Annotated in this window: 24 protein-coding genes; 6 read left to right on the top strand and 18 right to left on the bottom strand. The window is 52.9% G+C overall.

Going from position 1 to position 23,784, the window contains the following annotated elements; translation table 11 throughout:
* Positions 1 to 11: 11 nt before the first annotated feature.
* The 9 genes from kdsB to E6Q52_RS03225 form a co-directional block, all read right to left on the bottom strand.
* Entirely contained in the window at positions 12 to 758 is a 747-nt protein-coding gene (gene kdsB, locus E6Q52_RS03265) for a 3-deoxy-manno-octulosonate cytidylyltransferase (protein ID WP_292818367.1), read from the bottom strand.
* Between the two features lie 2 nt (positions 759 to 760).
* Positions 761 to 943, bottom strand: coding sequence for a Trm112 family protein (locus E6Q52_RS03260; protein WP_292818364.1), 183 nt, complete (start codon positions 941 to 943; stop codon positions 761 to 763).
* Positions 940 to 1,998, bottom strand: coding sequence for a tetraacyldisaccharide 4'-kinase (lpxK, locus tag E6Q52_RS03255; protein ID WP_292818361.1), 1,059 nt, complete (start codon positions 1,996 to 1,998; stop codon positions 940 to 942). The genes E6Q52_RS03260 and lpxK overlap by 4 nt, the downstream gene beginning before the upstream one ends.
* Positions 1,998 to 3,752, bottom strand: a complete 1,755-nt coding sequence (gene msbA, locus E6Q52_RS03250; protein WP_292818358.1) for a lipid A export permease/ATP-binding protein MsbA — start codon at positions 3,750 to 3,752, stop codon at positions 1,998 to 2,000. Before msbA ends, lpxK begins: the two co-directional genes overlap by 1 nt.
* Positions 3,753 to 3,836: 84 nt before the next feature.
* Positions 3,837 to 4,265, bottom strand: a complete 429-nt coding sequence (locus tag E6Q52_RS03245; RefSeq protein ID WP_292818355.1) for a biopolymer transporter ExbD — start codon at positions 4,263 to 4,265, stop codon at positions 3,837 to 3,839.
* Positions 4,266 to 4,314: 49 nt separating this feature from the next.
* Positions 4,315 to 4,920 (bottom strand): MotA/TolQ/ExbB proton channel family protein, encoded by a 606-nt coding sequence (locus E6Q52_RS03240; RefSeq protein WP_292818352.1) that lies wholly within the window; start codon positions 4,918 to 4,920, stop codon positions 4,315 to 4,317.
* Between the two features lie 105 nt (positions 4,921 to 5,025).
* On the bottom strand, positions 5,026 to 7,452 hold the full coding sequence (locus tag E6Q52_RS03235) for a DNA internalization-related competence protein ComEC/Rec2 (RefSeq protein ID WP_292818349.1): 2,427 nt from the start codon (positions 7,450 to 7,452) through the stop codon (positions 5,026 to 5,028).
* A 9-nt stretch (positions 7,453 to 7,461) separates the two neighbouring features.
* The gene (gene lolD / locus E6Q52_RS03230) at positions 7,462 to 8,166 is read right to left on the bottom strand and encodes a lipoprotein-releasing ABC transporter ATP-binding protein LolD (RefSeq protein WP_292818346.1); all 705 of its coding nucleotides are present in this window, start codon (positions 8,164 to 8,166) and stop codon (positions 7,462 to 7,464) included.
* Entirely contained in the window at positions 8,159 to 9,463 is a 1,305-nt protein-coding gene (locus E6Q52_RS03225; protein WP_292818343.1) for a lipoprotein-releasing ABC transporter permease subunit, read from the bottom strand. Before E6Q52_RS03225 ends, lolD begins: the two co-directional genes overlap by 8 nt.
* Positions 9,464 to 9,667: 204 nt before the next feature.
* Between E6Q52_RS03225 and E6Q52_RS03220 the strand changes: the two genes are divergently transcribed.
* A complete protein-coding gene (locus tag E6Q52_RS03220) occupies positions 9,668 to 9,871 on the top strand; it encodes a CsbD family protein (protein ID WP_292818340.1) in 204 nt (67 codons plus the stop codon).
* A 58-nt stretch (positions 9,872 to 9,929) separates the two neighbouring features.
* Here the strand turns inward: E6Q52_RS03220 and ppc are convergent, their stop codons facing one another.
* Complete coding sequence (gene ppc, locus E6Q52_RS03215; protein ID WP_292818337.1) at positions 9,930 to 12,710, bottom strand: phosphoenolpyruvate carboxylase; 2,781 nt, start codon at positions 12,708 to 12,710, stop codon at positions 9,930 to 9,932.
* Positions 12,711 to 12,960: 250 nt separating this feature from the next.
* Here ppc and E6Q52_RS03210 point away from each other — a divergent pair, with 250 nt between their 5' ends.
* Entirely contained in the window at positions 12,961 to 13,218 is a 258-nt protein-coding gene (locus E6Q52_RS03210) for a hypothetical protein (RefSeq protein WP_292818334.1), read from the top strand.
* Between the two features lie 10 nt (positions 13,219 to 13,228).
* On the opposite strand, the gene E6Q52_RS03205 is transcribed toward E6Q52_RS03210, so the two are convergent.
* From E6Q52_RS03205 to rsmD, 5 genes are all read right to left on the bottom strand, one after another.
* Positions 13,229 to 13,483: a hypothetical protein gene (locus E6Q52_RS03205; RefSeq protein WP_292818331.1), complete on the bottom strand. Its 255-nt coding sequence runs from the start codon at positions 13,481 to 13,483 to the stop codon at positions 13,229 to 13,231.
* Positions 13,476 to 13,883, bottom strand: coding sequence for a lactoylglutathione lyase (gene gloA / locus E6Q52_RS03200; RefSeq protein ID WP_292818328.1), 408 nt, complete (start codon positions 13,881 to 13,883; stop codon positions 13,476 to 13,478). Before gloA ends, E6Q52_RS03205 begins: the two co-directional genes overlap by 8 nt.
* 75 nt (positions 13,884 to 13,958) lie before the next feature.
* Entirely contained in the window at positions 13,959 to 14,210 is a 252-nt protein-coding gene (locus E6Q52_RS03195; protein ID WP_292818325.1) for a YfhL family 4Fe-4S dicluster ferredoxin, read from the bottom strand.
* 33 nt (positions 14,211 to 14,243) lie between these two features.
* Positions 14,244 to 14,732 (bottom strand): pantetheine-phosphate adenylyltransferase, encoded by a 489-nt coding sequence (coaD, locus tag E6Q52_RS03190; RefSeq protein WP_292818322.1) that lies wholly within the window; start codon positions 14,730 to 14,732, stop codon positions 14,244 to 14,246.
* A 39-nt stretch (positions 14,733 to 14,771) separates the two neighbouring features.
* Positions 14,772 to 15,311, bottom strand: coding sequence for a 16S rRNA (guanine(966)-N(2))-methyltransferase RsmD (gene rsmD, locus E6Q52_RS03185; protein ID WP_292818319.1), 540 nt, complete (start codon positions 15,309 to 15,311; stop codon positions 14,772 to 14,774).
* A gap of 131 nt (positions 15,312 to 15,442) precedes the next feature.
* On the opposite strand from rsmD, the gene E6Q52_RS03180 reads away from it, so the two are divergent.
* Positions 15,443 to 15,640: a PLDc N-terminal domain-containing protein gene (locus E6Q52_RS03180; protein WP_194753046.1), complete on the top strand. Its 198-nt coding sequence runs from the start codon at positions 15,443 to 15,445 to the stop codon at positions 15,638 to 15,640.
* A 56-nt stretch (positions 15,641 to 15,696) separates the two neighbouring features.
* Here E6Q52_RS03180 and E6Q52_RS03175 read toward each other — a convergent pair whose 3' ends face one another.
* Positions 15,697 to 17,007 carry a pitrilysin family protein gene (locus tag E6Q52_RS03175; protein ID WP_292818316.1) on the bottom strand — a complete coding sequence of 437 codons (1,311 nt, stop codon included), beginning with the start codon at positions 17,005 to 17,007 and terminating at the stop codon, positions 15,697 to 15,699.
* A gap of 59 nt (positions 17,008 to 17,066) precedes the next feature.
* The gene (locus E6Q52_RS03170; protein WP_292818313.1) at positions 17,067 to 18,455 is read right to left on the bottom strand and encodes a pitrilysin family protein; all 1,389 of its coding nucleotides are present in this window, start codon (positions 18,453 to 18,455) and stop codon (positions 17,067 to 17,069) included.
* 189 nt (positions 18,456 to 18,644) lie between these two features.
* On the opposite strand from E6Q52_RS03170, the gene ftsY reads away from it, so the two are divergent.
* The 3 genes from ftsY to ftsX are packed head-to-tail and all read left to right on the top strand — an operon-like array spanning position 18,645 to position 21,250.
* Complete coding sequence (gene ftsY / locus E6Q52_RS03165) at positions 18,645 to 19,631, top strand: signal recognition particle-docking protein FtsY (RefSeq protein ID WP_292818310.1); 987 nt, start codon at positions 18,645 to 18,647, stop codon at positions 19,629 to 19,631.
* Between the two features lie 25 nt (positions 19,632 to 19,656).
* Complete coding sequence (gene ftsE, locus E6Q52_RS03160; RefSeq protein WP_292818307.1) at positions 19,657 to 20,334, top strand: cell division ATP-binding protein FtsE; 678 nt, start codon at positions 19,657 to 19,659, stop codon at positions 20,332 to 20,334.
* A gap of 25 nt (positions 20,335 to 20,359) precedes the next feature.
* Complete coding sequence (gene ftsX / locus E6Q52_RS03155; protein ID WP_292818304.1) at positions 20,360 to 21,250, top strand: permease-like cell division protein FtsX; 891 nt, start codon at positions 20,360 to 20,362, stop codon at positions 21,248 to 21,250.
* Positions 21,251 to 22,124: 874 nt separating this feature from the next.
* Here ftsX and E6Q52_RS03150 read toward each other — a convergent pair.
* On the bottom strand, positions 22,125 to 23,771 hold the full coding sequence (locus E6Q52_RS03150) for an electron transfer flavoprotein-ubiquinone oxidoreductase (protein ID WP_292818301.1): 1,647 nt from the start codon (positions 23,769 to 23,771) through the stop codon (positions 22,125 to 22,127).
* Positions 23,772 to 23,784: the final 13 nt, after the last annotated feature.

Here is a 23,784-nt window from a genome sequence, read left to right as displayed (position 1 = left end):
TCGCCGTCACATCAAATAGGCGATATCGCGAACAATCTACGCACTAAGTCTAAATCATCTTGCGTATCTACACCGCTGGCAGGGGCATGCGCGGTCACCGTGACCGCAATCTGATAACCGTGATATAACACGCGCAATTGCTCCAGGCTTTCTATTTTTTCTAACGCAGTCACCGGCAAATTCGCGTATTGCTTGAGAAAACCCACCCGGTAAGCATAAATACCAATATGACGATGGGCGACCAGCGTTTGCTGATATTCGTCATCACGCGCAAACGGAATTGCCGCACGACTGAAATACAAGGCTTGCTGTTTGGCGTTTAAAACGACTTTAACCACATTCGGGTTTTGAAAAACCTCGGTTTCATGAATTAGATGACAGGCAGTCGACATCACCGCTTGCGGGTCGTTTGCCAAAGTTTGTGCGACTTCGTTAATCAATTCCGGGTCAATCAGGGGTTCATCGCCCTGCACATTCACCACAATCACATCGTCAGGCCAACCCATGGTCTGCACGACTTCAGCAATCCTATCCGTACCAGAGACATGATCTTCACGCGTCATCACCACAGAGACGCCATGCTGCTGCGCAGAATGCATAATCTCTGCATGGTCGGTGGCAATCACCACCTCGTTTGCCTGGCTTTTGGCCGCCTGTGCAGCCACGCGCACCACCATCGGCTTACCAGCGATATCCAGCAACGGTTTACCCGGTAAACGGGTACTGGCAAAACGCGCAGGGACAACCACTTTAAACATGGCTATTCGCTATACTCGTGTTCATCCAGGCGACGCGCTTCGTCCTCAAGCATGACTGGGATGCCGTCACGCACAGGATAAGCCAGGCGTGCATTTTTTGAGATCAGTTCCTGCTTTTGCTTATCATAGACCAACGGCCCTTTGGTCACTGGACAAACCAGGATTTCCAGTAATTTGGGATTCATTTTTGACTTCCTTTATATGGTGGCATAGCGGCTTTTGCAGGCTTGTGTTGTAACAGGCCAATGACAGAAGCAACCAGTGATTGATCATGGCCAACCGGGGTTAGTTCTGCCGACACCGGCAGAAACCATGCATTCGCCAACGGCAGATGCTGACATTTTACGGCATCTTTCTCGGTCATCAAGATGGTTTTTCCACGCAAGGGTAACAAGTCTGCCTGAGTATACGCATGATGATCTGCCAGCGGACGTTGTTCACAGCCCAGTCCCATGCGGGCCAGCAGGTCAAAAAAACGTTGGGGATGCCCGATACCTGCCACCGCGACCAAACTCCGCTCAGCGGATTGCTGGCGCAAGGCGTCATTGCTGGTTTCAGTATTAAAGTCAGTGACCGAGGTCCATGCCCCCGCGCGCAAGGTGAGTTGATATGTCATGGCATGCGCTGGCGTGGCTGCCAATTGGCCGCTTTCGACCACCAGATCTACCGAGCGTAAACGAATCAAGGACTCACGCAAGGGGCCGGCAGGCAATAATCGACCATTACCTATGCCCAAGGGCCGCTGCACCACGGCGATTTCAATATCGCGCTGCAAGGCATAATGCTGCAGGCCGTCATCACAGATTAAAACATTCACCTCAGGATGCGCTTTGAGCAATGCCAGGCCGCCAGCAGCACGCACAGGGTCTACCCACACCGGGCAACCCGTACGGCGGGCAAGCAATACTGGCTCATCCCCACACCATGCCGGTGCGCTCTCCACGCTGACTTCGCCTTGATGCTGACCACCGTAGCCCCGGCTCAGAATACCTGGAACATAACCCGCCGCACGTAACTGCTGTGCCAGTTCAATCACCAATGGCGTTTTTCCGACACCGCCAACAGAAATATTACCGACGACAATCACCGGCACCGGTAAGCGCCGGCTTGAGAATAGTCCAATTTTATAGCAACAACGTCTGGTCGCAGCCAGACAGGCAAATAGCCATGACAACGGCAGTAGCAGGCATTGTGCCCAGCCTGTAGTTTGCCACTGTTGCTCAAACCAGGTGCGTAACATTAGTCGTCTTGAAACTGCTTATGATAGAGCCTGCTGTAATAGCCATTCTGTGCCAGCAAGGTCTGGTGAGACCCGGTTTCGATGATACTGCCGTGATCCATGACAAAGATTCTGTCGGCGTTCTCTACCGTGCTCAAGCGGTGTGCAATGACAATGGTCGTGCGGTCACGCATCAGGCGATCCAGCGCCATTTGCACATGCAACTCTGACTCACTATCCAGCGCCGAGGTCGCCTCATCCAGCAACAAGACCGGCGCGTTCTTTAAAATGGCACGCGCAATCGCCAGGCGCTGGCGCTGGCCACCGGACAAGCGTACACCACGGTCGCCGATCTCGCTCTGCAAGCCTTTCGGCATTTGCTGGATAAACTCCCAGGCATTCGCCGCTTTCGCGGCGTCAATCACCTCTTGCTCACTGGCATCGCGTAATGCGCCATAGGCAATATTATTAAAAATGGTGTCGTTAAATAACACAATATCCTGGCTCACCAGCGAAAACTGCGCGCGCAAATTGTCGAGTTGATACTCGCGCACATCTTGGCCATCCAATAACACCCGGCCCTGCTGTGATTCATAAAAACGCGGCAATAAGTTGACCAGTGTGGTTTTACCACTGCCAGAGCGGCCAACCAGTGCGACCTTTTCACCCGCTGCAATCTCAAAGCTCAAGGCAGACAAAGCATCTTTTTTGGCTTGCGGATAACGCACGGTCACTTGCTCAAAACGCAAGGCACCCTGAGCGCGGCCGACCTGATAAGTGCCTTGATCGACTTCATTTTCAATATCCAGCACTTCAAATACACTTTGCGCCGCCGCCAGTCCAATCTGCAAGTCTTCATTGGCGGCAGTGATGTGTTTAATCGGTGCAATCAGCATCATCAAGGCGCCAACAAAGGCAGCAAATTCACCGACGGTAAACTGCGCCAGCGCGTAAAACACCACCAGACCCAAAGCGACGGCAGACAAGATTTCAATCACAAAGCTGTTCAATCCAGAAATTCTGGCCGTGCGTAATTCCAGTTGGCGGTTGCGACTCACCACCTCACCAAAGCGATCATTCTCAAACGCCTGCGCACCAAAAATTTTAACAATGCGTTGTGCGGCAATGGCTTCTTCTGCGGTTTTGGTAATCTCGCCCACCGCTTGTTGCACTTTTTTGGCGTTGGCTCGCAATTTAGGGGTGGTGCGCGCCAGGTATAAGCCCATCAACGGCGCCACCAAGGCAAAAATCAGCGTCAATCGCCAATCCAGATAAAGCATGTAACCAATCAGGCCGATCACCGTCAGCACATCCCGCAACACATTCAGCGCAGAACGGGTGACGACGGTAGACAGGCGCTCGATGTCGTAGGTCATTTTTGACACCAGCAAGCCGTTGGAGTTAGCATCAAAAAAGCTCACTGGCAGCATCAGCAATTTGGCAAAAATCTGCTTGCGCAAGACTTCTACGACGCGTCTGGCGACCGTGCGCAAACTGTAGACAGAAAAGAATCCTGCTACCGCACGGATGGCCATCAGGCCAAATAGCATCAAAGGCAGCACATACGCCTCATGGTCACTCGCCTTGGCAAAGCCTTCATCAGTGACTTTTTTAATCAAGGCCAGAAACAAGGTGTTGCTAGAGGCCAGAATAGCCGTAGACACCATGGACAATGCAAAATGCATCTTGTAATGCCAGGCATAGGCAAACAGGCGTTGATAGAGCAGCACGGGGTTAGTGATGACCACCGACTCAGAAGAGGACTTACGCGCCATGCAGTATTCTCGGGCAGACTAAAAACAAACAGCCCGCCAAGGTTGACGGGCTTGTTGATGGATCAAATGGGGGCACTGACAACATTAGCGGGCATTCACCTGCGTCGCAAAGGTAATGTGTGTGTAATTGGCCATCCGCGCCGCTTCCATAATATTCACCACTGACTGATGCGTGGCTTTGGCATCGGCATTGATGATAATGGTGGGCTCTTTACCAGACGGACCTTCAGCGCCTGCTTGCGTCAATGCGGCAGATAAATCAGACACCACCGCGCCATTGGCTTCTTTGCCGTTGACCAGATAACGGCCATTGGCATCGACCTCAACAGTAATGGTCAATGGTTTTTCTTGCGGAGCGCTGGCATCGGCGGTTGGCAAATTAATTTGCAGTTCGCTAGTGCGTGAGAATGTGGCGCTCACCATCAAGAAAATAATAATCACCAGCAGCACGTCGATCAGTGGAATAAAGTTGATTTCCAACTCTTCGTTACGGACACCACGTTTGAAATTCATGACATTGCCTTTGTGTTCAATGTGATTACGAACAGGTTATTGATACGCATTAGCCACGATCACCATGGATGATTTCAACTAGTTTAATCGCTTGCTGTTCCATGTCGACCAAAAAACCATCAATTTTGCCGCGGAAATAACGGTAAGCAATCATGGAAGGCACGGCTACTACGATACCTGCCGCCGTGTTATACAGCGCCACAGAAATACCCCGCGCAAACTGTGCGACGTCATGACCGCTATTCGTAAACGAACCGAACAACTCCACCATCCCGATCACCGTGCCCAGCAAACCCAGCAAAGGCGCCACCGTGGCAATGGTACCCAGCGTGGGCAGGTATTGCTCCAGCTTGTGTGCCACGGCGCGGCCGGTTTCTTCAATCGCTTCTTTGGTGACCTCACGGGAGTTATGCATGTTAGCCAGAGCACTGGCGAACACTTTACCCAACAAAGAGTGTGCTTCCAGACGGCTCAGTGTTTCGCGCGTGACACCACCTTGTTTTAGCCAGTTTTGCACTTCTGGCAGCAATTGCTCAGGCGTCACCACCGAGGCTCTTAACGCCCAGAATCGCTCGACGATAATCGCCAAAGCAATCACGGAGGCAATAATCAGAGGCCAGATGGGCCAGCCGGCCGCTAAAATAATTTCCCACACAGCGAACACTCCTGTTGTTTTTAAACTTTCGCTACTTTAGCGTTAACCAGGCCTAAGGGCAAGTTTTGTCCGGTATCTATCCGGTTACAATGCGTCTGCCGCCGTTTAATCAGCAGCCTCCCAATAGTGCGGCTCAACCGCACGCCAGCGAATGACTTGTGGCCGCTGGCCCTGGGTAAAATTCAACACAATGGCACCATCCTGGTCAGAACGCAGGGTTTGACTGCCTAGCGCCTGGTATCTGGCCATCACAGCAGGCTTGGGATGGCCAAACCGGTTCAAATAGCCGACGGTGGCAATCGCAACCTCAGGTTGTACTTGGCTGATAAAGGCCAGGCTGGAGGAGGTCTTGCTACCATGATGCGGCATCGTCATGACACTGGAACGTAATCTCTCCGACGCAGAGTCAAGCAGCGCTTGCTCGGCATATAGCTCAATATCACCGGTTAATAACAAGCTGCCGTGCGCAGAAAGCACCTGAATCACACAGCTTTTGTCATTATCTTTGACCTCTGCCGCGAGTTTTTTCGCTGGATAAATCACCTTAAAGATCACTTGATCCCATTGCCATTGCTGACCGGCGTGACACGCGACATGCGGGATGTGCATCGCTTGGGGAAGCTGCTGCAATTGCGTAAAAAAGCTGGCGTCAGGTGTCAACGAACTCAATATTCGTGTGGCCTTGACACCTGCCAGTACAGAAGCCATGCCGCCCACATGATCATTATCATCATGCGAGACCACCGCCAGATCTAATTGTTTAACACCGAGATGCCGCAAATACGGCAATATAATGCGCTGGCCAGCGTCACTTTGCGCGTTATAAATGGGCCCGGCATCATATAACAGCGTATGCTGGGCGGTTTCCACCAGCACACTCAGGCCCTGCCCCACATCAAGGACGGTGACGCGCATTTGCCCAGGCTGCAAACGCGTAGAGACTGGCAGACAAAGCGGCAACAAGAGTAACAGGCCAGCCCAGCGCAAGGGCCAGCCGCGTGGCATCAGCCACCACAGCGTGCCCAGCATCGCCAGCAGCCAAGCCCACATGGCAGGCGTGGCTAAATAACTCACCGCCCAAGGTAATTGCCGCAACCATTGCAGGGCGTGCGCGCACCCCTGCCACAACCCGGCGGCCAGTGGTAATAAAAAGTCTAGCGGCAGCACAGCACCGGCAATCGCCAGCGGCACGACGCCTATGCTCACCATAGGGATCGCTAAAGCATTGGCGAGCGGCGACACCAGTGATAACTGGTTAAACAACATCACCAGCACTGGCACAAATGCCAGCGTCATCACCCACTGCGCCTGTAGCGCACCCTGCCACCAACGCGGTTGGCGCAAACGCCCGCCCATGGCAAAAGCCAGTACCGCCACCGCTCCAAACGATAACCAAAAGCCAGGCGCCATCACGGCCCAAGGGTCTATCAATAAGACCACCCACATGGCAACGCAGAGTATCCATGAAAAAGGCAGACGCTGTTTGAGACTGAGCATCGCCAATACGGTGAGCAGCATATATAACGTGCGCTGGGTAGGGATAGAGAAACCGGCCAGCGCAGAGTAAGCAATGGCGACCAATGCACCGCCTGCACTGGCTGCTAACTTAGTCGGCACATAAAGCGCCCAATGCGGACGCAAACGCCACACCCAGCCTGCGCACAGATAGCCTAACGAGGCCAGCATCGTAATATGTAACCCTGATATCGAAACCAGATGATTGATGCCGGTATCGACAAATAACTGCCAGTCGGCGCGCGCAATCTGGCTATCGTCGCCAATCACCAGCGCACGCAGCACCGCACTGGCTGGCGTGCTGCCCAAGACACGCTCAATACGGTCACCCACGTTGGCGCGCCAGTGTGCAATCAACGCGGCAGGCTGCCAGACCAGTGACTGTAATTTGCGCATGGGCGCTTTGCTGACAATAGATCCGCTGGCTCCGATGTCATTCGCCAGGCACCAGGCGGCATAATCAAAGCCATGCGGATTACGCGTCGCATGTGGCCGCTTGAGCCTGACACTGAATTGCCAGCGTTCACCCGCTTGCAAACGCGGCATAAAGGCGGCTGGTGTTGCCGTGTCACCGCGATAAGACTGCTCATACAAATTGAGGCGCAGTCTTGCTGGTAACGGACAGGCGGGGTTAACACTATGCTCAATCGCCATATCGACATGCTGGCCACGCGCATCACGCTCAGGCACGCTGACAATCACGCCCTGTACTTGCAACACCTGCTGCTCACAGACCGCGGGCAACGCCGATTGCAAGCGCCACCAGGCGCGCGCCTGCGCGTAGGCAAAGGCCAGTGCCGCAATCAGCACCATCAGCCATAGCCGACGCAACCATGTTTGAATCGAGAAAGAAAAAGAGAGGCCGGGGAGGGTTGCCAGTCTGCGGCCACATCGCAATAGACTCAGCGCGGCGAGGGCCGCCAACCAGCCTAGCCACGCGGTCAGCGACCATAGTTGCGATTGCTGCTGAAACAGCCAAACTCCAAACAGTAATCCGACTGTGGCGCCTGGCAGCATGCGGTCACGCTAACTGGCTCTCACGTCCTGCGACGCAGCAGCCAGGGTTTGCAGCACGCCATCCTGCAAACGATATTGCCGGTGCATACGTGCTGCCAATGCTAAGTCGTGCGTGACGACGACTAACGCCGTACCTTGCTGAGACTGTATGTGCAACAGCAATTCAAACACCTGCTCTGCCGTTTGCCTATCGAGGTTACCTGTCGGCTCATCGGCCAAGATACACCGCGGCTGTGTGACCAGCGCGCGCGCCAAGGCCGCGCGTTGGCGCTCACCGCCGGAGAGTTCACCAGGCGTGTGCTCCAGCCGGTGTGACAAGCCAACCAGTGACAAATAGTGCTCAGCCTGTGCCAGTGCTTCTAGTCTCGGCATGCGGCGAATCAACAAGGGCATGGCGACGTTTTCGAGCGCGCTAAACTCTGGCAGCAAATGGTGAAACTGGTAAACAAAGCCCAGGTACTGGTTGCGCATGGCGCTCTTGTCACGCTCAGACAAACTGGCCAGCGGCTTGCCCAGCCATGCCACCTCGCCTTGCGTAGGCGCATCCAGACCACCCAGCAAATGCAGCAAGGTGCTTTTGCCGCTACCAGACGCCCCAACAATCGCTACATGATCGCCTGCGGCTAATTGCAGATCGACACCAGTCAATACCGAGGTATCCAGGCCTTGATAGGTTTTTGCCAGGCCGTGACATTGCAATATCAACTCACTCATAACGCAAGGCCTCCGCCGGATTCATGCTGGCCGCACGCGCACTTGGGTACAAGGTGGCGACCAGGCTGAGTAAAATAGACAAACCGACAATCGCCGTCACATCTGACCACATCAGTTTGGAAGGTAAGTCGCTGATGTAATACACATCTTTGGACAAAAATTGTACATTGAACGTGTGTTCTATCCACGGCACCACGGTTTCAATATTCAATGCCAATATCACGCCCAGCACCGCACCAGACACCGTGCCTATGATGCCTATCATCGCCCCTTGTACGACAAACATCTTGCGGATGGCTTGCGGCGTGGCACCCATGGTGCGCAAAATCGCAATATCCGCGCGCTTGTCGGTCACTGCCATCACCAGCGTAGACACAATATTAAACGCCGCCACGGCCACAATCAGCGCCAGGATAATAAACATCACGCGCTTTTCAAGCTGAATCGCTTTAAAAAAATTGGCGTGCTGTTGTGTCCAGTCAGTCACATAATAGTTAGGGCCCAGTGCCTGGACCAGCTCGCGGCTGACGCGATCGGCCATAAACAAATCGGCCAGCTTCAAACGCAGGCCAGACACCTGATCCCCCAGGCGATACAGTTTGGCGGCATCATCAAGGTGGATTAATGCCAGCCCGGCGTCATACTCATACATCCCGACCTGAAAAATCCCCGCCACCGTAAATTGCTTGATGCGCGGGACTAAACCCGCAGGTGTCACCTGCCCTTGCGGCGCCATCAATACCACTTTCTCACCGACGCGCACACCGAGCGCCATGGCAAGGTCTGAACCCAGCACAATATTGAACTGCCCCGCCTGCAAATCTTTTAACTGGCCAACTTTCATCTGAGTCGAAAGCTCAGACACACTGGCTTCCTGCGCAGGCAACACACCACGAATCAGCACACCCTGCACGGCCTGGTCATAGGTAAGCATGCCTTGCGCCATGATATAAGGCGCGACGCCTTCAATCGGGCTGGCGACGGACTTGGGCGGAATCGATTGAATCTGCTGCTGCAACCCTTGCCAGCCCGCCAGGCCCACATCGAAGCCACGCACCTCAATATGTGAGGCCACGCCCAGAATACGTTTACGCAACTCGTCCTGAAAGCCGTTCATCACTGATAACACGACAATGAGCGCCATCACGCCTAGCGCGATGCCGACCATGCTGGTGAGCGAGATGAAAGAAATGAAATGGTTGTTACGCTTAGCGCGCGTATAGCGCCAGCCTATCCAGTATTCATAAGGCAATCGTTGTAGCAGCGATTGGCCCAAGGCAGAAAGTGTGTTCTTCATGCCCGAATCTTAACAGCTTTTAATGGCACAGCGGAACCCGCGCACACCTAAAGTCATGCTTAAAAACAGCTTTTCTGACGGGCCATGTCAGCCTTATCTGACCGCAAGTTAGTCCACACGCCGACTGAGTCCAGGCGTTTTTATCTTTAACATGCAACACAGGTTAATCACCTGAACACTATTCTTACATTGAGGAGATTCAACATGAATAAAGATATTTTTGAAGGCAACTGGAAACAACTCAAAGGCAAAGTGCAGGAACAATGGGGTAAATTAACCAATGACGACCTGGATGTGATTGCAGGTAAACGTGACCAGATCGCCGGTAAAATTCAGGAGCGTTATGGCATCACCAAGGAGGAAGCTGAAAAACAAATCAGCAATTGGGAAAGCAACCATAAACACTAAGCGTGAGTGACAAAAAAGGACAAGCCTGGCTTGTCCTTTTTTAATGTCTGCCACACGATTAACCGGTGTTGCGCAAGCTGGTGGCAATGCCGTTAATCGTCAACGGAATCGCCCATTTCAATTTTTCATCGGTTTCACCATTGCGGTAGCGCTGGATCATTTCTACCTGTAAATGATTCATGGGGTCAAGATACGGCAAACGGTCACGGATAGATTTGGCAATCACCGGCTGCGTGGCCAGGCGTTGTGTGGTGCCTAGCAACAAATTCACCGCATCGGTGGTCAGTTTGTGCTCATGCGCAATGCGGCTGAAAATGTCTTCGCGCAGGTCACGGTCTTCGAGCAAATGGGCATAGTGGCGTGCCACAATCAGGTCGGTTTTTGCTAGCACCATATCCACATTTTGAATCAAGGTATTAAACAGCGGCCAATGCGCCTGCATCTCGTGCAGCATGGCCAGACGCGCGTCTTTTAACGCTGGGTCTTGCTGCAAAAAATGATGAATGGCACTGCCCAGGCCATACCAGCCTGGCAGTAGCAAGCGGCATTGCCCCCACGAGAAGCCCCACGGAATCGCACGTAAATCTTCAATACGCCGCGTCGATTTACGTGCGGCGGGACGGCTGCCTAAATTCAGCTCGGCAATCTCGTTGATGGGCGTGGTATTAAAAAAGTATTCGGCAAACCCCGGCGTCTCGTAGACCAGGCTGCGATAACTGGTCATGGCCGTGGCAGATAGCGTCTCCATCACACCTTCAAACGCGCGTCGCTTGCCAGATTCCAGCTGGTCAGCCGGGAACAAGGTTGCATCGAGCGTGGCGGCAATCAGCGTTTCCAGATGCTGGCGTCCGACTACCGGATCGGCATAGCGCGTAGAGATAATTTCGCCTTGCTCGGTGAGGCGAATCTGGCCATCCACCGTGCCTTTGGGTTGCGCCATAATAGCCTGGTAAGTCGGTCCACCACCGCGCCCCACCGTGCCGCCCCGGCCATGAAACAGGCGCAATTTAACATTGGCCTGATTGAACAATTCCACCAGTGAGATTTCTGCTTTATAGAGCTCCCAGTTCGAGGTCAAAAAGCCGCCATCCTTATTACTATCAGAGTAGCCCAGCATCACCTCCTGCTCATTGCTCTGGTAACGAATCACATGGCGGATGCCCAGCAGACTGAGCCATTTGCCCATAATCATCGGTGCATCACGCAAGTCAGCAATGGTTTCAAACAAGGGCACAATATTCAAATCCACCTGAATATTGGCCGAGCCCCAGACACCGCGCAATAAACCAGCTTCGCGTTGGAGCAAGGCCACTTCCAGCAGGTCAGACAAGGTTTCGGTGTGCGAAATAATATATTGCCGCACCGCATGCTCGCCAAACCGTTCGCGCATCTCGCGCACCGCCACCAGCACACCGATTTCTTTATGCACCAGCTCTGAGTATTGCTGGAACGGTGAAAACAGCAAGCGCGGCTGCTTGAGCTCCTCGAGCAAAATACCGATTTTTTCATCCTCATTAAACGCGGCATAATCAAAATCATGCCCGGCTTTTTGCAATAACTCGGTAATCACCGCTTCATGCACGTCTGAAGATTGCCGGATATCGACCGTGGCCAGGTGAAAGCCAAAGGTGGCAACCGCCTTGATCAGCTTGCCCAGCCGCGGATAAATCAATGCCTCACCATGATGCGCACGCAGCGAGTCGGCAATGGTTTGTAAAGGCACCAGCAGCGCCTCCGGCGTGTCGTAAGGCTCCGCCGCCATGTCTTCAGGCAGTACCCAGCCGCCTTGTGGCAGTAGCCTGTTCGCCGTGGCCAGCAGACTATCGTAAATACCATTGAGTGCTAAACGATAAGGCTCATCGAGCCGATGTTGCGATTGGTCACGCGAGGCTTTGGTGAGTTGTAATACCGCATCATCTACACCAACCACACGCGTTGACACCGCCAGCTCGCGCTTTAAGGCCGCCAGTTCCTGCAAATAAAATTTGAACAAGGTGTTCGCCTGCAAGCGCACGCTTTCACGCAAGGTCGCCCCGTTCACAAACGGGTTGCCATCGCGGTCACCGCCTATCCAGCTACCCATGCGTAAAAAGCCTGGCAGAACGACATCGGGTAACAGATCAGATAAATCGCGCTCGATGTCCTGCAGAATCTCTGGAATCACATGTAAAAATGTACTTTCGTAATAAGTGAGCGCATTTTCAATTTCATTGAGCACACTGAGCTTGGAGTAGCGCATCATGCGGGTTTGCCATAGCGCAGACACCGCGCCTTGCAACAACAGACTGTTGCGCGCTAATTGACGATCAGACACCATGCGCGCTCGCTCGCCCAACAGCTCAGCAATCAGGCGCTCAATATCCAGCACGCTTTTGCGTTGTACTTCGGTCGGGTGCGCAGTGAGTACCGGCGAAATCAGGGCATCTTGCAATAAGGTTTGAATGGTGTCGGCGGGAATGGCGGCGGCTTTGATTTGCGACCAGGTATAGGCCAGCATGCCGGGCGCAGGCGTATTTTGCTGACAATGCCCCATTTGCTGCCCGTATAAATCCTCGGCCAGATTGACCAGGTGCTTGAAGTAGGCCAGCGCCCGTACCACGCGCACCGTATGCTCCAGGCTTAAATCGGCCAGCAATTGCTCCAGATCTAGCGAGGCTTGCTGGTCATGGGTCTGATGAAAACGCAGGGCCGCTTGGCGGATAGCCGCAATTTTTTGCGCCACCTCTTCACCTTCGACCTCAAGAATCGCTTTATCTAGCAACGCACCCAGTAATTGAATATTGTCGGTCAACTGTGTTTCTGCAGACATCATGGCATTGGCCGCAAGTTTGTTGTTCATGGTGCCTCTCCTCTAGATTAATAACAGACTAGCAACAAGCAGGCCATCTTTAATATTGACTTTTTTACTTTAAAATCATAATGTTAATAATTTTAAATATGCCACACGCACTGTCATCAAGCGCACCTGTGCACTGATTTGGTTCTTGTGATTCACATTCTGAGATTTAAAAGAATCAACGGCAGAAAGCAAGCCAACCGTAAAATGATGCAAAATTGTGGCTGTAGTCATTCAAGCACAGGCTAAGGGCATGCCATCGCCGCTTCAGCTCAGGCATAATAAGGATATGGCGTATATCAACCTCGATCACTGGATACAGCAAATATTGACTGTCTGGCAGTCGTTGTCTGCGCTTGGCTTGTGGCAGCAAGATGCTTTCCTGCTATTGGTGTGTTTGCTGGCGTGCCTGCTGTTATTTATCACCGGCACGGTGATTGGCCTGTTTGTACAGTCGCTATGGGGGATTTTTGTGTCTAGCCGTCGCACGGCTGACGAAGAACATAAATAGCTGCGTGTGATCAGTCTGCGGCTAGGGATTGCTGAATCGCAGCCAACTCAGCGCTGATATCTTGGCCAAACGCTTCGTACTGATGACCACCGGTTTTGGCATACCAGTAGTTGCTGTTCCAGCGATCACCTTCCATTTTATGCAGCACGGCGTGTATCCAGTTGGCCGTGCTGTCACTGTAGTCCTGTGCGATATTGTGAGCGGCGTCCCAATCGCCAGCTTGCGCCAGCGCCACCGCCTCTAACAACTGGCTGCGATTAGACATTCGCCGGGTACTCGATGGTCCCCTTCTGGATGAATTCGATTTTATAACCATCGGGGTCTTCGATAAACGCGATGACGATGGTGCCATGTTTCATCGGCCCGGCTTCACGCACCACTTTGCCGCCCTGGGCTTTGACCCGCTCACAGGCTTTGTAGGCGTCATCCACTTCAATCGCCATATGGCCATAAGCGCTACCCATGTCGTAGGTGGTTTTGCCATAGTTATAAGTGAGTTCGAGCACGGTATTGTCATACTCGTTGCCGTAGCCAACAAACGCCAGCGTAAACTCACCATCTGGGTAATCCTGGGTGCGGATCAGCTTCATGCCGAGCACGCCGGTGTAAAAATCGATAGAACGTTGCAAATCACCTACGCGCAACATGGTATGTAATACTCGCATGATTAACTCCTTGAAATCGGTGAGACTTTGTTTTAATGATGTGTTGATTGCTTATTGCACTGCAACGGTTAAAAACTACTGAGCTGCGGTAATCCGCACATATTTCTCCATCAACTCTGCCTGTGTTTCGCGTCGCTCAGGATCTAGCGGAATGCAACTGATCGGGCATACCTGCTGGCATTGTGGCTTATCGTAATGCCCCACGCATTCCGTGCACAAATCCGGGTTGATTTCATAAATCTCGGCGCCCTGGGAAATCGCTTCGTTGGGGCACACTGGCTCACATACGTCGCAGTTAATACACTCGTCGGTAATAAATAACGCCATGGCTGGTTAAATCGGATTCTCTAACATTAAAGATTAAGCGGTTGCTAATTTTTGCTTGATGGCTGATTCGACGCCTGGTGACACAAACTGGTTCACATCGCCGCCCAGGCGCGCGACTTCACGCACTAGGCTAGACGAAATAAACATAAACTCTTCAGCCGGGGTCATAAACAGCGTTTCCAGTTTAGGGTAGAGCTTGCGGTTCATACCTGCCAACTGAAACTCATATTCAAAATCGCTGGCTGCACGCAAGCCACGAATCACCATTTGCCCGCCTTGCGCCTGCACAAACTGCATCAGCAAACCATCAAACCCGACTACGCGGATATTATCACCATGAAACACCGACTCGGCCAAGGCCACGCGCTCTTGCAGGCTGAACAAGGTCTGCTTGCTGGTGCTGCCTGCCACCGCCACAATTACCTGGTCGAACAGGTTGGCGGCTCTGCGCACAATATCTTCATGCCCCAATGTAATCGGGTCAAACGTGCCCGGATACACTGCCACTCTGGTTTTACTCATGCACCTTTACCCCGAATATTTTTTTAAGGTGTTTCTGACTTATGCTTGCGCAGCTTGCAGCAGATGATAAAACACCTGCCCCGCCTTGCCGGACTTAATCACTTGCCAGTCCGAGTCGGATTTTAACGCATATTCCGCTTCTACATACAGCAAACCGTCTGCGGCCAGGTGGCTGGCCAACTGCGGCAACAACTTATCCAGCCACTGTTTATGGTAGGGCGGATCACAAAAAATCACATCAAAACGCTGCTGGTTTTGCGCCAAAAACTGCAAGGCATCCATTTGCCGGAGGTCAGCCTGCGTTGCCCCCAGCAAGCGCTGGTTTTGCAGCAAGGCCTGAAACGGCGCCTTGGCCAGTTCCAGCATGGTCACCTGCCTGGCATTGCGTGACAGGGCTTCAAACCCCAGCGCACCGGTGCCGGCAAACAAATCCAGGCAGGTCTTACCTGTCATCTCTTGCCCCAGCCAGTTAAACAAGGTTTGGCGCACGCGGTCAGAGGTCGGGCGCAAGCCTTCGGCATCGGGAAACTTAAGTATGCGGCTACGCCACACACCGGCATTCAGGCGAACTTGATTCATGAAAAGGGTTCTATTCGTTAGCAACAACAAAGCATGATTATAAAGGCGTTCGCCATCAAGACGACATTTACATGATGATCGCTATCAAGAGATCATGCTATGATTTATGGCTATTCACAAAGGAAAACAGCATGGAATTCTTACTCGGGTTTGGCATACTGGGCAGCCTGATTGCACTGGCACTGGGATTGTTTTGGGTTTGGATGCTGGTCGATTGCCTGGCCAACCAAAGTGAAGACAAACTGGTCTGGTTTCTGGTGATTTTCTTCCTCAACCTGCTGGGTGCATTTTTATACTACCTGCTGGCGCGTAAAAAACGTCTTGCCTGATCACGCATATCAACATTGCGCATATCAAAAAGCCGACCATGTGGTCGGCTTTTTTGTTATTCAGCCCCGACAATCACGGTGGCAAAACTCTCAGGATGCACACGCCGTTTAAAGGCATCATTCACCTGCTGCACGGTCACCTTGGCCACTTGATCGTTAAAACTATCCAGGTAGTCCAAAGGCAATTGGTAAAAACCGATCATATTCAAGTATTCCAGAATCTTGCTGTTGCTGTCTATGCGCAACGGAAAACCACCGATCAGGTTATCTTTGGCCGCCGCCAGCTCTTTTTCTGTCACGCCTTTATCCACAAATTGCTGCACGGTGTCTTTGACCAGTTTGAGCGCTTCATCGGCCTGCTCCTTTTTGGTTTGCAGGCCGATCTGGAACGGGCCTAACTGGCTCATGGGCATAAAGTAGCTGTACACACTGTAGGCCAAGCCGCGTTTCTCGCGCACCTCTTCAGTCAGGCGTGAAACAAAACCGCCGCCGCCTAAAATATAGTTGCCCACATATAACGGGAAAAAGTCGACGTCACCGCGTTTATTGCCGGGCTGCCCCAACAGAATATGCGCCTGCACCGCTGGGTGCGGTATTTTTTTTACGCTGGCCGAGGCAGGTGCCGTCACAGGCGGCACTGCGGCTAGCGCAGGCCCTTGCGGCAAACCGGCACTCAAGCGCGCGGCAATTTGTTTGGCTTGTTCGGTGGTCAAATCGCCCATCATGGCAATCACTGCTGACTTGGCTGTGTAATAGGTTTGATAAAACTGGCGTAACTGCGCTGCCGTCAGCGACTGCACGGTGGAAATTTCACCGTTTTGATCCAGGCTGTAAGGATGCATGCCATATACAGATTGCATAAAGGCTTTTTGCGCAATGCTGTCAGGCTCGGTTTCAGCCTCTTGCAACGCCGCCACAATGCGCGCCTGCTCACGCGCAAGCACCGCTGGCGGAAAGTCCGGCTTGTGCAATACCAACGTAAAGGCCTCCAGCGCGGCCTGCTGTTCGCTGGTCAGCGTGCGCAACTTGAAACTGGCGCGGTCAGCATCAAAGCTGCCGCCCAGCACGGCGCCAATATCGGCAAACCTATTGGTCAGCGCCTCTTCCTCCAAACCGCCTGCCACCAGCGCCATCAAATGGTGCGTCACCGCCGCCGTACCGCCGGTGTCAGGGTGGTCATAGGCACTGCCTGCGCGAAAATTAATGCTCACATCCATCATCGGCAGCGAGTGGTTTTCAACAAAATACACCTCACTGCCTTCTGCTGTCGTCCAATGCTGGATGTTGAGGGCGGCCAACACGTTTGCTGCATAACTTTGCAACACCAGCGCCAGTACAGCCACTTTTAAAAAACCAATTACGTTCATGCTGTTCCTTGATTTGCCTGCCATGCAGGCGCATTAAATTAAACCAGTCAAAAATACAACTAGTGCTGATGCGGACGACCAGCGGGTTTCTGATCGGCCGTCATCGGTTGCGGATCCAGGCTGACCAGCGTCATCTGCTCCGGCAGCAAGTATTTCTTAGCCACTGCCTGTACTTGTTCAGAAGTCACCGCCTGCACCTTGGCGGCATTATTTTGTAGTAGTGACAACGGATAGTGCATGGTTTCAAGCTGACCGATCTGCATCGCCTGGTAGAACACAGAATCGCGTTTATACACATCCGCCGCAATCACGGCCGCTTTGACGCGATGCAACTCGGCCGCCGTCACACCATTATTTTTTACCTCATCAATTTGCGCCCAGATGGCTTTTTGCAAAGCCTCTTGCGTCACACCGTCACTTGGCGAAGCCGCCACTTCAAACGTCGAGGTCTGGCCACGGTTAGTGCTGTCATAGCCGGTATCAATTTCCAGCGCCACCGCCTGTTCACGCACCAGCTTCTGATTGAGTCGCGCGGCATCGTTCCCGCTCAAAATACTGGATAAGACCTCTAGCGCATAGGGCTCCCAATCCTGCTCACTGTAGCCTTGCCCATTTTTAAGCACAGGCGTATGAAAGCCCATCACAAAATATGGCAACTTAGCTGGCGCCTTCACGATGGCGCGGCGCTCACCCAATTGCACAGGTTCAGCTTGCGGTTTGCGCGCTGGCAAGGGTTTTGCCGCCAGTTTGCCAAAGCTTTTCTCAGCCAGCGCAAACACTTCCTGCGCCTTGACATCACCAACAACCACAATGGTCGCGTTGTTTGGCGCATACCAGGTGCGATACCACTCACGCGCATCATCGGTCGTCATGTTTTCCAGATCATTCATAAAGCCAACCACCGGCCGCCCATAAGGGTGCGCGCGATACATTAAAGCCTCAAATTGCTCATTCACACGGGATTGCGGCTTGTCTTCGGTACGCCAGCGGCGCTCTTCTTTCACCACCTCAATCTCTTTGGCAAACTCGGCATCGGTGATTTGCAGATTGGCCATGCGATCGGCCTCTAGCTTAAACGACAGCGGCAATCTGGATTTCTCCAATTGCTGAAAATAACAGGTGTAGTCTTTGCTGGTAAAGGCATTCTCCTTGCCGCCGGCCGCTGCCACCTGGCGTGAAAACTGGCCTGCGGGGACTTTTTTAGTTCCTTTGAACATCATGTGTTCCAGCACATGCGCCACGCCTGTTTTGCCGTTGACCTCATCCAACGAGCCTGCGCGATACCAGAATTGCGACACCACCACCGGCGCCCTGTGGTCTTCCTGCACGATCACTTTCAAGCCGTTTTTCAGGGTGGTTTGAACAATCTCAGCCTGTCCCTGCACAGCATACGTGCCAATCAGCGCAGCCAATAACCACGGAGACGCTACATTTGTCGATGTTTTCATAGTTTGTGATTCAAAGAATGTTGGATTCAAAAAAGAAGAAAATAATAGGATATGATTGAGTCTAGCTTGTGACTCATCTTTACCTGCGTTAGTTCGGGCGACACAGAAACCGCCTGCCACCTGCGCCTAACCATGGCAGGAAACACCGATTCAGCTTAAAATGACGATATTACCGAGTTTTAAGCCACCATGTTTAATCCTTTTGCTAAAAAATCCGAGCCCGTCACGCCCCCCACAACCGAAGCCCCAGGCTTAAGCTGGACGCAACGCCTGAAAAATGGCCTGGCTAAAACACGCCAGCAGTTGGGCGGCCAACTCAGCGCCTTGTTTGGCGGCGGCAAAATTGATGAAGACATTTATGAAGAGCTGGAGACCATCCTGCTCACCTCTGACGTCGGCGTCAATGCCACGCAATATTTGTTAGAGCAACTGCGCAGCCGCGTTAAAAAACAGGATTTACAAGACACGATTGCGCTGAAACAAGCACTCAAAGACACCTTGCTTGAATTGCTCTCACCGTTAGAGTCACCGCTGGATGTCAGCGGCCACCAGCCTTATGTGATGATGATGGTAGGCGTCAATGGCGCCGGTAAAACCACCACCATCGGCAAGCTGGCTAAATACCTGCAAGCCCAAGGGCACAGCGTCCTCATCGCCGCCGGGGATACTTTTCGTGCCGCCGCCCGCGAGCAATTGCAGGTGTGGGGTGAGCGCAACGATGTGCATGTCGTTGCCTCAGAAAGTGGTGACCCGGCTGCCGTGATTTACGATGCGGTGAATTCTGCCATCGCAAAAAAAATTGACGTCGTCATCGCCGACACTGCAGGCCGCCTGCCAACGCAGTTGCACCTGATGGACGAAATTAAAAAAGTACAACGCGTGATTGATAAAGCCTTGCCTGGCGCACCGCACGAAATTTTACTGGTGCTCGACGCCAACACCGGCCAAAACGCCGTCAATCAGCTCAAGGCCTTTCATGAAGCGCTGGGCGTCACCGGGCTGGCACTGACCAAACTCGATGGCACCGCCAAGGGCGGCGTCATCGCGGCGATTGCCCACCTCAGCCAGCAATCTGCCAGCAAAACGCCGGTGCGCTTTATAGGCGTCGGTGAAAGCATTGATGATTTGCGCCCGTTTAATGCCAATGACTTTATTGACGCATTAATTGATGACTAAAACTGATGACCCAGCATAGAATCCTATGATCGTTTTTAACAATGTCAGCATGCGCTATCCCAATAGCGCGCACTTGTTCCGCCAAGTCAGCTTTAGCATAGACAAAGGCGATTTTGTGCTGGTCACCGGAAATTCCGGGGCGGGCAAAAGCACCCTACTCAAACTCATGGCAGGGATAGAATTACCTTCTAGCGGGCATGTTTTGATCAATCAGCAGGATATCAGCCAGTTGCATCCTAACGCCGTGCCGTATCTGCGCCGCCGCTTTGGCCTGGTGTTTCAAGACCACAAACTGCTGTATGACCGCAATAGCTTTGACAATGTCGCCTTGCCCTTGAGCATACAAGGGATCACTGGCGAAGAAGCCGCACGCCGCGTGCGTGCCGCACTCGACAAAGTCGGCCTGCTCAATAAAGAAAAAGCCATGCCCATCACGCTCTCTGGCGGTGAACAACAACGACTGGCGATTGCGCGCGCCGTGGTTAGCCGCCCATCGATTGTGATTGCCGATGAACCAACGGGTGGCCTCGACCAGGCCGCCTCGCTCGAAATCATGCAGCTACTCAAAGCGTTTAACGATGTGGGCGTGACCGTGGTGATTGCCATGCATGATGTGACCCAGGTCAGCACCATTGCTTACCGCACGCTGCATATTGATCATCAAACCATTAGTGCCATGCCGGCACAAACGGCCATGCTATGAGCGCCCGATTAATGAAAGTAAGCGCATGAAAAACTGGCTCAATCAACACGCGCTGGCCATAGACCTGGTCTTGCAGCGCTTAAAAAATCACTGGCTGAACACACTCACCATCTGCATGGTGATCGGCATCACGGTCACGCTACCCGGCTTGCTGTTTGTCGCACTGGATAACCTGCAAGACATGTCGCGCACCATCAAACAAGATGCGCAAATCAGCGCGTTTCTCAAACCGGCAGTCAATGCCAACCTCATTCAGCGCCTAATCAACGACGTAGAGGCCTTACCGCAGGTGAAAGAAGTGCGTTATGTGCCCAAAGAAGACGCCATCAAGCAGCTCGGCGCACAGTTTTTGCAAAAAGACCTGCTGGTGGACTTGCCACAAAACCCGCTGCCAGATGCCCTGTTTATCACACTGACAGACACTCAGCCCGCCTCAGTCAAACCAGTGCAGGCCATGTTGCAAAAACGCGGTGAGGTCGAAGAGCTGGTGATCGACAGCGTCTGGATTGAGCGTTTACACGCCATGCTGCTGCTAGGTAAACGCATCGCGATTATTTTTGCCAGCCTGTTAGGCATTGCCATGATTACCGTCATCAGCAACACCGTGCGCATGCAGGTGCTCACGCACGAAGCCGAGATTGAAGTCAGCCGCCTGATTGGCGCCACGCACAGCTTCATCCGCCGTCCGTTTTTATATATGGGCAGCGTGTATGGCTTGGGTGGCGGCCTCATCGCCGTCGCCTTGTTATTCATGATTGTGTGGAACCTGAGGCAGCCGGTGCAATTGCTGGCAAACAACTATCAAAGCAACTTTCAGCTGGTGTTTCACCTGTTTAATGTCGGCGGACTGATGCTGCTGAGCACTATCACTATCGGCTGGATTGCCGCGTTTATTGCGCTGACGCAGAAGCGCTGAGCAAACTGATTGTGCCGATCTGGCACCATTGAGAGTCGAGCAAACGGCTTTTTCAGTGAATCATCAAAAAGTAATTCTTTTTTAGCGCATTGAGTTTGTTGTGGCGTAGAGATATTTTTGCTTTCGCGGCTAGGCGAATTGCTCTCTTTAGCGCCGTAGCGTGGGTATGAATGCCCACGGGTTTGTGGTTGTCTGTTAGGTTTCTTTTCGCTTTTTCAGCGAGTTACTTTTCTTTGCTTGCACAAAGAATAAGTAACCAAAAGAAAGTGCACCCCAGCTTCCGCTTATTTCCTGCGTTGCTCGCCAAAGTGGGCGCCCATCGAAACTCGCCCTGACAAGCCACACAGAACGTGGCTTGTTGCGAGGCTCAAACAGCCGATGGCCGAAACCTCCCACTTCACCTGCGCTACTCGGCGCGGCAGATGGGGACCCCGCACACCGTGCGACCGCAATCGTTCGTTAAGTAAATAAAAAGAATTTGGTTTTTGAATCGTCCGCATTTATGCAATGTGAGTTTGGTGAGATAAATCCCATCCCATCACGCTGAGTAGCGGAGACGAAGTGGGGGTAGTCGGCCATCGTCTGTTTGAGTTCCGCGGTGGCTTGCGCTTTTTGCAAGCCGCTAGGGCGAGTTTCGATGGACGCCCACTTTGTTGAGCAACGCAAGGGAGCCGAAGGCCGTGATGGCTGGGTGCCCTCCTCTTTGGTTACTTTCTGGGGGGCAAGCACCAGAAAGTGACTCGCCGAGAGGCGAAAAGAGTCATCACATATTCAAATCTAAACAATTAAATTTCGCAATCGGCCCGCACTCCAGTTTGCGTTCGCACATTTAGATCAGAAGCATAGTGGAAACGCGACTATGTAACTTTGCCTATCACTGCGCCACGTAATTCGGCCCACTACCGCCCTCTGGTGGCACCCAGTTAATGTTTTGCGTTGGGTCTTTAATGTCGCAAGTTTTGCAATGAATGCAGTTTTGCGCATTGATCTGCAAGGCTTTCTCGCCTGCCTGCTCTACAAACTCATACACGCCTGCCGGGCAATAACGTTGCTCTGGCCCTGCATAACGTGGCAGGTTGACCCGCACTGGCATATCGGCTACACCCAGTTTCAAATGGCAGGGCTGCTGATCGTCATGCGCAATATTGCATAAACTGACCGAACTTAGTTTATCAAAGGTGAGTACGCCGTCTGGCTTGGCATAAGTTGGCTGGCGGCTGTTTGCCGCATCGGTCAGCGTGGCATGATCTGCGGATGTATGTTTGAGTGTCCAGGGCAAGGTGACACCCCAGCTTGCCAGCCACATTTCTGCACCACCAAGCACAGTACCGACCCAAGTGCCCCAGCGCGACAAATACGGTTTGACGTTGCGCACCGCATACAACTCTTGCCAAACCCATGAATCACGCAGTTTTTGCGGATAGCTGGTCAAGACTTCTGGGCTGCCCTGCGCGATGGCTTCAAATACCGCTTCTGCCGCCAGCATGCCGGACTTCATGGCGTAATGCGTGCCCTTGATTTTAGGCACATTGACCAGGCCCGCGCTGCAACCCAGCAACGCGCCACCCGGGAACGCCATTTCTGGCAACGACTGTACACCACCTTCTGAAATCGCGCGCGCGCCGTAGCTCAGGCGTTTGCCATCTTTCAACAAGGCCTTGAGTTTGGGATGCGTTTTATAAGTTTGGAACACATCAAACGGCGATAAATAAGGATTGCTGTAATCCAGGTGCACTACATAACCGACCGAAACCAGATGTTCGCCATGGTGATAAATAAAACCGCCACCACCGGTGTTGGCATCCAATGGCCAACCCAGCGTATGCTCAATCAAGCCTTTTTGCTGCAGCTCAGGCTTCACGCGCCAGACTTCCTTGAAACCGATGCCATACTTGGCCGGACTAGAAGCGGCACGCAACCCATAACGTGCTTCGAGTTGCTTGGTGAGTGAGCCACGCGTGCCTTCGGCCACCAGCGTGTATTTGGCGCGAATTTCGATGCCTGGCGTGTAATTAGCCGTTGGCTCGCCTTGTTTGTCTAGGCCCATATCGCCGGTGATCACGCCTGTCATGCGGCCTTGTGCGTCATAACTTGGACTTTGCGCAGAAAAGCCGGTATAGATTTCTACGCCCAGCGCTTCGGCCTGTCCAGCCAGCCAGCGGCAGACTTCGCCCAGGCTGATAATATAATTGCCATGATTGCGCATCAGGGGCGGCAAGCCCCAGTCAGGCATATCCCAGGCTTTTTCCTCACCCAGCACCACAAAGGTATCTTTATTCACCGGCGTATTTAAAGGCGCGCCCAGAGCTTGCCAGTCTGGAAACAGCTCCTGCAAGGCTTTAGGGTCGAGCACGGCACCAGAGAAAATATGGCTGCCGACTTCGGCGCCTTTTTCCAGCACGCACACGCCAAGTTCCTGGCCTTGTGCCTGCGCCAATTGTTTGAGTCGAATGGCTGCGGACAAGCCGGCCGGGCCTGCCCCGACAATCAGCACATCGTACTCCATGACATCTCTTTCCATCTTTCGCTCCTTC

The sequence above is a fragment of the Methylophilus sp. genome (assembly GCF_008015755.1).
Taxonomy (GTDB): domain Bacteria; phylum Pseudomonadota; class Gammaproteobacteria; order Burkholderiales; family Methylophilaceae; genus Methylophilus.
Note: the sequence above shows the minus strand (reverse complement) of the source record. Positions and strands in the feature narration are given on the sequence as shown.